The sequence below is a fragment of the Paenibacillus sp. P4_A7 genome (genome assembly GCF_056402455.1).
On record NZ_JBFUHJ010000165.1, the window covers coordinates 1 to 10,891 of the forward strand.

A 10,891-nucleotide genomic window follows, 5' to 3' on the forward strand; every position below is an offset into this window, starting at 1 on the left:
AGGTGAAAGTGGTAAATGGGGAGGATTACTCAGTGGTATTAAACCGATTGGGAGTGCTGACGGATGAAGTGTCGGATAATTTCGAAGAGGCTTTGGACTGGGCAGCCGAGCAAGGCTTGAAGCATGTTGAAGTTCGGGTGATTAACGGTCAAAATGTTGCTGACCTGAATGACGATCAGCTGCGCGAGGTTCGTCGGCAGGTTGAGGGGCGTCAATTGTTCATTTCCGCTATTGCATCGCCCTTATTTAAATGTAAACTTGATCCTTCAAGATCGGTTGCGGCAGGAGACACTTTTGGTCAAGAGGAAGAAAGCGTAGAAACGCATTTAGCAAAGCTGGATCGAGTCATTGAGATTGCAAAGCTGCTGGGTACCACACGGATTCGTATTTTTTCATTTTGGAGGGAAGCGAATCCTGCCTTATATCAGGATGATATAATCCGTCATTTACAGAAAGCTGCAAAAGTAGCAGAAGGACAAGGGGCCCTTCTCCTGTTGGAAAATGAGCCTGCCTGCAATGGAGGAAATGCGGAGGAAGTAGCGGATCTCGTCCATGGAATTGCATCCCCAGCTGTTAGAAGCTTGTGGGATCCAGGCAATGAAGCATATGCCGGTCGCGAGGCGTTTCCAGCAGGTTACGCTTCTATAAAAGATATACTTGCTCATGTTCATCTTAAAGATGCTTACATTCGTGAAGACGGAACAGCTCGTTGTGTGCCGCTTGGATCAGGCAACGTAGCAGTGATTGCGCAACTTAAGGCACTATTGTCGGATGGATACGACGGACTTTTCACTATTGAAACTCATTTTATTCCTGATGGTGGGAGCCGAATGACTGGTACTCGTATGACGCTGGATTCATTGCGTGTCCTGCTGAGAGAGGTAGAGGCAGAATGAAGACGTGGAATTTCGGCATCATAGGATGCGGCTCGGTTGCAGACTTTCATACGGAAGCTGTTCGCCAGATCGACGGTGCAAGTCTGAGGGTCGTTTCCAGTCGCAGTGAAACCAAAGCCAGGGCGGTAGCGGAGCGGGAAAACTGTGAGTGGACAACCGATTATCAACAATTAATAATCCGTAAGGATGTCGATATCGTCTGTGTATTAACATCAAGCGGAAGTCACGCTAGCATTGGGCTGGATGTGTTGAACGCTGGTAAGCACTTAGTGATTGAAAAACCGATTGCTATGAATACTCATGATGCATCCGAGCTTGTTCGAACGGCGAAGGAACGCGGGGTTACCTTCTCCGTTATGTCCCAGCGGCGTTTTGAATCTCAGCATCAAGCGGTTAAACGTGCGCTGGAGGAGGGTGCGCTAGGCAAGCTTCTTTTGGCAGAGGTGTCTCTTCCTTTTTTTCGAACACAGGCTTATTACGATAGTGCGGATTGGCGGGGTACGATCGCAGAAGACGGCGGTGCTCTCATGAATCAAGGCATTCATAGTTTAGATCTCCTACTTTGGTTTGCAGGGGAAGTACATACTGTTTTTGGGAAAATAGCTACTCAAACGCATGTAATGGAAGCGGAAGATTTGGGACTGGCGATCGTACAGTTTAAAAATGGTGCTTTAGGAACTATTATGGCTTCGACCAGCATTCAGCCAGGCTTTGCCGCAGCTATTAATTTGTATGGGGAACATGGCACGATTAAGCTGGAGGGCTCTTCGATCCTACATTGGTCGGTACCGGGTGTGAATAAGCCGAATTGGATCCATTCGGACACGTATGGTGGAGTGGTAGACCCCCGAAGCATTGCTTCCACCTTTCATCAAAGCCAGCTTATTGATGTGATATCCTCGATCGAAATGGGGATTGAGCCATTGGTAACCGGCGAGGATGGATTGCGGGCTGTAAAGTTGGTTGAGGCCATTTATGAAAGTGCGGCTACAGGCATGCAGCTTAGCATGAGTTAAGCATTCAAGGGTGATTAATTTCTATAGACAACTGAGCTATATCGGGAGGAGCAAGCATATGAGTGATCCCTATTCAGTCGTAACGTTAAACGTTGATCTCTTGAAGGTTTCCRTCTATAAAGATCGACTTTCACTTGGTGCCGCTGTCGGTGCTGACGTAGCGGCTAAGATTAAGGAACTGCTAACGCTAAAACACAACATTCGGATTATATTTGCGGCAGCTCCTTCTCAAAATGAGCTGCTGAATAGTCTCGCTATGGATAGTGCTATAGATTGGTCTCGCATTACGGTATTCCATATGGATGAGTACATCGGCTTACCGAGTGATGCCACGCAAAAATTCAGCCGTTTTTTATGTGAACGACTGTTTGACCGAGTTAAGCCGGGTACTGTGCACCTGATCAACAGCTCCAACACAATTGAAGACGAATGCAAACGATATGGCAATCTATTAAAGGAAGCGCCTATAGATATTGTCTGTCTAGGTATCGGGGAAAATGGTCATATTGCCTTTAACGATCCACCTGTAGCGGATTTTAATGACCCGCAGCTGATCAAAGCGGTGGAATTGGACGATGCATGCCGCCAGCAGCAGGTCAACGACGGCTGCTTCACTTCATTTGAGGCTGTTCCGCAATATGCGCTGACGCTAACGATTCCAGCTCTGCTATCGGGAGCTCATCTATACTGTTCAGTACCAGGACCTACGAAACGTAAAGCAGTTCACCGTACGCTGAATGGTTCGATTTCCACGGAATGTCCGTCTACCATTTTGCGTAAGCATCCGGATTGTACGTTATACGTGGATCAAGACTCCTATGGGGAATTATGAGATGAACATTAAGGCGATTCATTACGCTACAGGAGAGCCGGTTTTGGTACGAATGGGGCAGGGGATCATTACAGAAATCGAATCCTTTCAAATAGAGGACAATGAAATGTCTAACCTGCCTTTTATTGCTCCGGGCTTGATCGATTTGCAGATTAACGGATTTGGCGGGTATGATTTCAATCAATTACCGATTGAGGAAAAAACGATTAAAGAAGTCATTCGTAAGCTCTGGCAAGAAGGAGTAACCACCTGCTACCCGACCGTCATCACGAACAGTACTGAAGCGATAGAGGAAGCTCTGAAGACGATAGCTAGGGTGTGTGAGCAGGATCCAGAAGTAGCTCGCGGGATTGCAGGTATTCACCTGGAGGGTCCGTTCATCTCACCAGAGGACGGTGTGCGAGGCGCACACAGCCTTGACTATGTAAGGGCGCCGGATTGGGAACTGTTTCGCCGCTGGCAGGAAGCTGCAGACGGAAGAATCCGAATCGTGACTTTATCGCCAGAATGGCCGGAAAGTACACGTTTCATTGAGAAATGTACGGAGAGCGGAGTGACGGTATCGATCGGGCATACAGCGGCGACGCCTGAACAAATTCGGGAAGCAGTTGAAGCTGGCGCCCGGATGTCCACTCATCTGGGCAACGGTGCTCATCTGACGCTTCCTCGTCATCCCAATTATATATGGGAGCAGCTAGCCCAAGATCAGTTGTGGAGCTGTGTAATCGCTGATGGCTTCCACTTGCCGGATCAAGTACTAAAGGTAGTGCTTAAGGTAAAAKGGACACAAGCGATGTTAGTCAGCGATGCGGTGTCCTTATGCGGCTTGGCAGCTGGTTCTTACACAACGCATATCGGCGGGCAAGTGGTATTAACACCTGAGGGCAGGCTTCATCTAGAGGGCAATGAACGACTATTAGCCGGTTCGGCGCAAATGCTGCTAAGAGGGATTGAACACTTAACCAATCGAGGGATCGCGGAATTGAAAGAAGCTTGGGATATGTCGTCTATTAGGCCAGCTGCCTTAATGCAGCTGCCGGCGGCTGCCGGTTTGGCTCCTGGCGCACCCGCTGATCTCGTTCTATTCCGCAAGGCCCAGAATCGCATTCGACTAGAGCAAACGTATAAATGCGGAAAATTAGTATTTATGAATAGAGAGCATAGGATATGGGAGGGACAACCATGAAATTTGCGGCTTTTAGTGGAGTATTTATCGATCACAGTATTCAAGAAGCGATGCAATTGACAAAACGTCTAGGCTTGGACGGTATTGAGATTGCCGTTCGCGAGCCTCACCTTTCGCCAACAACGAGCGTGCCGCGATTGAAAGAAATGAAATCCATAGCAGATAGCCTAGATTTGGAGATTCCAGTTTTGGCGGGTTACATGGGGGGATTTTCCACAGCAAGCGATAAAGAAGCTGGGCTTGCATTGGATGAATTCAAGCGCATGCTCCCCATTGCCGGAGAGTTGGGTTCTACGATGATACGCGTTTCACCCGGAGGCCCGAATGCCTTTCTTGCTCATGACTACCACTATGCGAAAGCAGCTAATTGGTTAAATCGCTGCGCAGTGGAAGCAAAAGCATGTAACATTCGCATTGTCTTGGAAATCCACAATGAGTCGCTAATAGAGACAGTGGAAAGCAGCTTGCGCTTGCTCAACATGCTAGAGTACGATAATGTTGGTATGATTCATGACGCAGGGAATATGTATATTACGGATACCGACTATGGTCCTGATTCTATCTATAAACTGGGCAAGCATCTATTCCATGTGCATGTCAAAGATGAGCTGCGGGTAAAGGAAGCTGGTGAACCGGGTACATTTGTCAACTTGACGCACCGTGGTGAGGAAAGCTTCTTGCAATGTCGCCTTGGTGAAGGTGAAGCCGATCATAAGCCCTTGTTCAACACTCTCGTTGAAACAGGTTATAAGGACTGGGTTACTTTGGAATGCCATGCGCCATTTCCTGCATACGAACGTTTGGATCATGATTTTAACGTAGTGAAAAAACTAGCAAATTGAAATTAATTCAGATAGGCTAGATTTCAAGATTTTCTTGCGACTGGTGGTACTGTCATGGAGAGGCTTTTTTATCAAAGCAAGGATCAGCTGAGCAGAGATTTTCCTTTTAAAATCATACGTTATACCAGCAATGCTCTCAAGCAGCCTTTGCATATTCATGAATATATCCAGATTGCCTATGTGCTTCGAGGGGTATGCAATCATCAATTGCGCGGCAAGTCATTGACCGTGAGTAGGGGCGATATATTCATTATTTCTCCTGGAATTGAACACAGCTTTAGTGCTATCGAAGATAAAGCATATGAAATCGTACTTCTTGATTTCATGCCTTTTCTGGTTAGTGAACAGCTGCAGCCTTTTTCCGAAACTATTCATCCTTTTTTACAACAATCAGAGGTTGAAGCTACTTCTTCTCTGTACCAGCCTTGGCTGCATATAAGTAAGAACAAGCAGATGCTCGTAGAGCAGCTCCTTCAGGATACTCAGGATGAGTTTGAGTATCGTGAAGTCGGATATGAATATTCAGTCCGCATTAATTTGATTAAGCTGTTGATCTTAATAGATCGTGAATACCGCAAAACGATGAGAAAACCTAAAAGACAGCCTGCCCTCGCGGATCAACATCCAGTCGATGAGGTAAAGCGATATATCTATCATAATTACAGCCAGGATATCCCGCTAGAGCATGGAGCCCTTATCGCTAATATGGCACCTGCTTATTTTAGTCATATGTTCAAAAAAGAGACTGGACAGACGTTTGTCGATTTTATAAATGAAGTTCGTATCGAACAAGCCATGGAACTTATTCGACGTGATTCTCATACGATCACACAAATTGGCTTTCAGGTGGGCTTCCATCATCTTAGTCATTTTATTCGAACCTTTAAGAAACGAACTGGAATAACGCCTACTGAATATAAGAAAACATTTGGAAATACACCATAAATCCAAAAGAAGAGAGAGGTCACAACAAATGACTCAAAAAGCATTGAAGGTCGGAATTATCGGACAAGGGAGAAGTGGGCGTGACATTCACGGCAACCTACTAGCTCAAATATCCGAATATTATAAAATCGCCGCAGTTGCTGACTCAATTCCCGAGCGTCGGGAACTCGCTATAAAGGAGTATGGCTGCAAGGCATATGCTACGTGGGAGGAGATGGTTGAAAGCGAGACACTCGATCTAGTCATCAACGCATCTCCGAGCCATCAGCATTTTTCTATATCACTGGATTTATTGAATCGCGGACTTCACGTTCTTTGTGAAAAGCCACTTGCCAAAACAGCGGAGGAAGTAGATCAATTAATTGAGGCTTCAGAGAGATCCGGCAAAATATTGGCGGTATTTCAGCAATCTCGTTATCAGCCAGCATTCGTCCAAATTCGTAAAGTGATTGAGTCCGGTGTGCTCGGACGAATTGTTCAGGTCAATTTCACACTTAACGGCTTCGCAAGGCGCTGGGATTGGCAGACGCTGCAAAGCAATAACGGCGGCAGCTTAATGAATACGGGCCCGCATCCTGTAGACCAAGCGCTGCAGCTATTTGGAACGGATGAAACGCCTGAAATTACATGTATCATGGATCGCGCAAATACGTTCGGTGATGCGGAAGATTATGTGAAGCTGATCATGAGAGGACAGGGTCGTCCGACGATTGACCTTGAAATCTCTTCCTGCTGCGCTTATGGCCGTGAGCAATTTAATATTCAAGGAACGAATGGCGGAATCCACGGTTCCGGGGAGAAGTTGGAATGGAAATATTTCAATCCCAAGGAAGCACCAGAACAGCAATTAATGAAAGAGCCGCTTTTCGACAAACAAGGATTGCCGGCATATTGCAGCGAATCGTTAAGCTGGCATGAAGACAGCTGGAGCCTATCAATTCCCGGTGGTAAATCATCGCTGAATCATATGACTGAGCAATTATATATGATGTTATATCGAACGATACAAGAAGGGGCCGCTTTGGAAATTACACCACAGCAGGTACGTCAGCAAATGCTGGTCATGGAAGAATGCCGCCGTCAAAATCCACATATCTATTCAGAATAAATTCTATTTAATGTATGACGTAAAATGGAAATTAAAGATTGCCTCGAGCAGATTTAGGTCTGCAGGGGCAATCTTTTTCTTCAAGTTTATATAGATGAACCAATGAAAAGTATTGACCTGTTCTCATTAAAGAACTAAAATAGGTATATCGTCTGTTATAACGTCTGACGATCGATACATACTGGTCTACTTTTAGGAAGGGATCTAAACTGGCCGAAGGAGAATATTATGATTGGAGAACGGATTAAATGTTTACGGGAACAAAAAGGCTATTCGATAACGAAGCTTGCTGATCTTGCAGGTGTTTCCAAGTCATACTTAAGCTATATCGAACGTAATGTACAGAATAACCCCTCTCTTCAGGTCATTGCAAAAATCGCAGCACACTTAGACTCTAACATTGAATATTTGCTTGGAGAGGAACTGTTACCAAAGCCTCGAACGGATGAGATTATGGATGAGGAATGGAAATCCATTATTAATAATGCCGTAGAGGAAGGGATGAGCAAAGGGGATTTCCAAGTACTCAAGGATTTGGTTCGTTCGAATAAGTGGAGGGAAAATAAGCCAGAGGTAAACGTCCACAATAACAGTAGAAAGAAGACATCCAATATTATTATTCTCCATATCGATAATTAAGTAAGAGAACAACCAAGTTAATTTTTTTTGTTGACATGTTCTTTATTAAGAACTACTATTGATATAGTGTTCACTATATGAAACGTAATGGGCAGGTGTATCAATGAAAGAAATACCTATTGAAGGCAAAGCAGCTGTACAGAAGGAAAAAGAAATAAATCTTAAAGCACTTTATGTAGTGCTGCGAAAACGTTTTTGGATGATCCTACTCATTACTATTGTATTCACAGTAGTAGGCGGTATGTATAATTCGAGACCAGAGACACCTGTTTATACGGCTTCATCACGTATGATTATTGCTGCAAGTCAGGATATGATGTCTACGGTTCGGGCCTTGTTTCGAGAGCCTATTGTCTTGGAGAAAGTCATTGAAGAGCTTGATCTTGATCAATCTGTAGGTGGGCTGAGAAGCCAAATTAGAGTGGCGAACGTAGATGCTTCACTTATAACGGTCGTTTCGGTTGTAGATTCGAATCCAGAGCGTGCGGCAGATATCGCTAATGAAAGCTTTAATATTTACAAGCAGGTAGCTGCTGAAACGCTGAATATCACGAGCATTAGACTACTCTCGGAAGCAATACCTAATCCGAACCCGATTAATGAAAAAACGAATACGTTGGTGTACGTAGCTTTCCTTATGGGTCTATTCATTGGTGTAGCTTTAACCTTCCTATTGGATTCCTTGGATGATTCGATTAGGTCTGAACGAGAGATTGAGCAGATGTTAGGTTTAACAGTATTAGGACATGTATCAGTAATGAAGAAGAAGGATTTAGCAAAGCATTCCAAAAAACAGAAAAGTGTCATGGTTAGGGGGGAAGTAATTGGTTCGTGAACGGCAAAAGAAGGCTAAGCCATTCGTTAGAAGAAGCTTGCTCACGTTTCTTAGTCCTTATAGTACCATCGCAGAGCAATATCGGACGATACGAAACAATATACAATATGCAGTTGAAGGTAATAATATCCAGTCATTGCTAATCACCTCCCCTTCAGGTGGCGAAGGCAAATCGACTACTGTCGTTAATTTGGCAGCTAGTATGGCGCAACGCGGAGACAGAGTATTGATTATTGATGCAAATCTTAGAGACCCTAACTTACACAAGCAGTTTAATACGCAAATATCTCCAGGCTTGTCGAATATACTAGCTAAACAGCAGCCGATCGAGGATACGATCCAGCCTACAGAAATTGAAGGGCTTGATATTTTACCTAGCGGTCAGCGTCTGAATCACTCAACGGAGCAGCTTGATTCTGTAGCCATGCTTGAGGTATTGGATTATGCGAAGGGACAATACGATATCGTGTTGGTGGATTGCCCATCCGTTCTTGATGTGCCGGATACTTGTGCTTTAGCAAGCATTTGTGATGGGGTTGTTCTATTGGTGAAAAAAGGAAAGACTAAGCTTAGTTTAGCAGAAGAAGCAAAACGCTCACTGGAGTTTGCTAAAGCGAATATTGTCGGTGTTGTTCTAAATCAGAAAAGCGGATAAGCCAAAAAGCGAGTCCTCTCTTTTTTTTGGAGGGTTGTTCTTTATTAAGTACAGCAAGTAGAAAAAATAACTTATCTGGTTCGGTAATGTCTCCTAACCGTTATCAATGGAGGCACTCGATCATGCTGTGGGTTGGTAAAAACCTTAGACGCTAGTCGTCAAGAGTGTGGTGTGAGGACGGGTTAAATGCCCGCGGCTCTGCATTAGAGTATTTAACTATACGGTTTTTAAATTAGCTTTTGCCATAGAAATTGGTAAAAGCCGTTTAGGCATGATAAAAAACCCTGCAGTTAAAGACTCTAATGAGGTGTCTTGTTAATCCTCTGATTAACGTATTGTATTTGACGGAAAGGGTGAAATGGATTTGAATTTTCGACAAAGGTTATCCTTATTAATTTTTCTGGATTCGTTTATCGTGTTAACAGCTATTTTCTTTAGTAGGTTTTTGCTGAGTGCATCTCTTCATGTTGTAACTGTCCCGCTTGTTATTAGCTCACTTACTTTACTGCTTAGTCATCATTTTTTCTCTTTGTATTTCAAGCTATATAAGAAAGCTTGGGAGTATGCGAGTATCGGAGAGTTGTTAATTATTACAAAGGCCGTAACTTTCTCGATCATTACGGCTGCTATAATTCAGCAGATCGTTGTGCAAGATGTATATTTCCGTCTTTTGGCTGTGACTTGGATGATTCACATGCTCTTAATTGGCGGTTCAAGGCTTTCTTGGCGAATATTCCGAGGTAGCTATAATAAGTATTCCGGCAAGCGTAAGCAAACTTTAATTGTAGGTGCTGGGTCTGCAGGGACAATGGTAGCCAGGCAGCTATTCAGTAATGGTGATACAGAGCTAATTCCTACTGCATTTATTGATGATGATGTCAAAAAACAACATTTAGATATTATGGGCATTCCAGTAGTCGGAGGTGTGTCATCCATATCAGAGGCCGCAATAAAATATGACATTGATAACATTGTCATCGCTATTCCATCCTTGGATAAGAAGCAGCTGAACACGATCTTTACGGAATGCGCCAAGACGACTGCAAAGACACAAATCATTCCTATGCTGGAGGATTTAGCGACAGGGAAGATTTCAGTCAGTCACTTTCGTGATGTGCAGGTAGAGGATTTACTGGGACGTGAGCCAGTGGAGCTCGATATTGAGAGCATATCGGGCTACGTCACACAAAAGGTTGTTATGGTTACGGGTGCTGGTGGTTCAATTGGTTCTGAGGTGTGCCGGCAAGTATCTAGATTCCTTCCTGAAAAGTTAATATTACTCGGACATGGCGAGAACAGCATCTACTTAATTGAGATGGAACTTAGGGAATTATACGGAGATACAAAGATTGAATTTATAACTGAAATTGCAGATTTGCAGGATGCCAAGAAAATGATGTCGGTCATGCAGACGCATCGCCCTCATGTCGTTTATCATGCAGCAGCTCATAAGCATGTCCCTCTCATGGAAAGAAATCCGGAAGAAGCTTTTAAAAATAATGTGCTCGGTACACTCAATGCGGCTAAGGCAGCCAGTATGAATCGTGTCGAGACTTTTGTCATGATCTCTACAGATAAAGCAGTTAACCCTACGAGTGTGATGGGGGCGACTAAACGTATTGCTGAAATGATCATTCAGCATATGGGTCGTGCTAGCCTGACAACCAAATTTGTTGCGGTTCGATTTGGTAACGTTCTTGGAAGCCGCGGTAGTGTTATCCCGCTATTCCAAAAGCAGATTGAAAAGGGCGGTCCAATTACCGTTACTCATCCGGATATGGTCCGATATTTTATGACGATTCCAGAGGCTTCGAGATTGGTTATTMAAGCTGGGGCGCTTGCAAGGGGTGGGGAAATTTTCGTGCTCGATATGGGCGAACCAGTCAAAATAACCGAGCTCGCTCAAAATGTCATTCGGATGTCGGGCTACACGGTAG

General features: G+C 44.4%; 11 protein-coding genes. All 11 read left to right on the top strand.

The annotated features are described in order from the left end of the window. Positions 1-896: sugar phosphate isomerase/epimerase family protein (locus AC1DWN_RS18700; RefSeq protein WP_477560416.1), on the top strand; the 896-nt coding region annotated here is incomplete at its 5' end. After that, positions 893-1,912: a Gfo/Idh/MocA family protein gene (locus AC1DWN_RS18705; protein ID WP_477560417.1), complete on the top strand. Its 1,020-nt coding sequence runs from the start codon at positions 893-895 to the stop codon at positions 1,910-1,912. The genes AC1DWN_RS18700 and AC1DWN_RS18705, both read left to right, overlap by 4 nt. A 58-nt stretch (positions 1,913-1,970) precedes the next feature. Next, positions 1,971-2,744: a glucosamine-6-phosphate deaminase gene (locus AC1DWN_RS18710; RefSeq protein ID WP_477560418.1), complete on the top strand. Its 774-nt coding sequence runs from the start codon at positions 1,971-1,973 to the stop codon at positions 2,742-2,744. A 1-nt stretch (position 2,745) separates the two neighbouring features. Next, a complete protein-coding gene (locus tag AC1DWN_RS18715; protein ID WP_477560419.1) occupies positions 2,746-3,930 on the top strand; it encodes an N-acetylglucosamine-6-phosphate deacetylase in 1,185 nt (394 codons plus the stop codon). Beyond that, positions 3,927-4,772 (top strand): sugar phosphate isomerase/epimerase family protein, encoded by an 846-nt coding sequence (locus AC1DWN_RS18720; protein ID WP_477560420.1) that lies wholly within the window; start codon positions 3,927-3,929, stop codon positions 4,770-4,772. Before AC1DWN_RS18715 ends, AC1DWN_RS18720 begins: the two co-directional genes overlap by 4 nt. Positions 4,773-4,826: 54 nt before the next feature. After that, on the top strand, positions 4,827-5,717 hold the full coding sequence (locus AC1DWN_RS18725; RefSeq protein WP_477560421.1) for an AraC family transcriptional regulator: 891 nt from the start codon (positions 4,827-4,829) through the stop codon (positions 5,715-5,717). A 28-nt stretch (positions 5,718-5,745) separates the two neighbouring features. Next, the gene (locus AC1DWN_RS18730; RefSeq protein ID WP_477560422.1) at positions 5,746-6,825 is read left to right on the top strand and encodes a Gfo/Idh/MocA family protein; all 1,080 of its coding nucleotides are present in this window, start codon (positions 5,746-5,748) and stop codon (positions 6,823-6,825) included. Positions 6,826-7,053: 228 nt separating this feature from the next. Beyond that, positions 7,054-7,464 carry a helix-turn-helix domain-containing protein gene (locus AC1DWN_RS18735; protein ID WP_477560423.1) on the top strand — a complete coding sequence of 137 codons (411 nt, stop codon included), beginning with the start codon at positions 7,054-7,056 and terminating at the stop codon, positions 7,462-7,464. Positions 7,465-7,567: 103 nt separating this feature from the next. Then, positions 7,568-8,299, top strand: coding sequence for a YveK family protein (locus AC1DWN_RS18740; protein ID WP_477560424.1), 732 nt, complete (start codon positions 7,568-7,570; stop codon positions 8,297-8,299). Beyond that, the gene (locus AC1DWN_RS18745; RefSeq protein ID WP_477560425.1) at positions 8,289-8,954 is read left to right on the top strand and encodes a CpsD/CapB family tyrosine-protein kinase; all 666 of its coding nucleotides are present in this window, start codon (positions 8,289-8,291) and stop codon (positions 8,952-8,954) included. The genes AC1DWN_RS18740 and AC1DWN_RS18745 overlap by 11 nt, the downstream gene beginning before the upstream one ends. Before the next feature lie 364 nt (positions 8,955-9,318). Next, positions 9,319-10,891, top strand: a 1,573-nt coding sequence (locus AC1DWN_RS18750) for a polysaccharide biosynthesis protein (protein WP_477560426.1), incomplete at its 3' end; no start/stop codon positions are given.

Coding starts and splice junctions, on each gene's coding strand:
- AC1DWN_RS18705 (WP_477560417.1), top strand. CDS start 893: ATGAAGACGTGGAATTTCGGCATCATAGGATGCGGCTCGGTTGCAGAC.
- AC1DWN_RS18720 (WP_477560420.1), top strand. CDS start 3,927: ATGAAATTTGCGGCTTTTAGTGGAGTATTTATCGATCACAGTATTCAA.
- AC1DWN_RS18725 (WP_477560421.1), top strand. CDS start 4,827: ATGGAGAGGCTTTTTTATCAAAGCAAGGATCAGCTGAGCAGAGATTTT.
- AC1DWN_RS18730 (WP_477560422.1), top strand. CDS start 5,746: ATGACTCAAAAAGCATTGAAGGTCGGAATTATCGGACAAGGGAGAAGT.
- AC1DWN_RS18735 (WP_477560423.1), top strand. CDS start 7,054: ATGATTGGAGAACGGATTAAATGTTTACGGGAACAAAAAGGCTATTCG.
- AC1DWN_RS18740 (WP_477560424.1), top strand. CDS start 7,568: ATGAAAGAAATACCTATTGAAGGCAAAGCAGCTGTACAGAAGGAAAAA.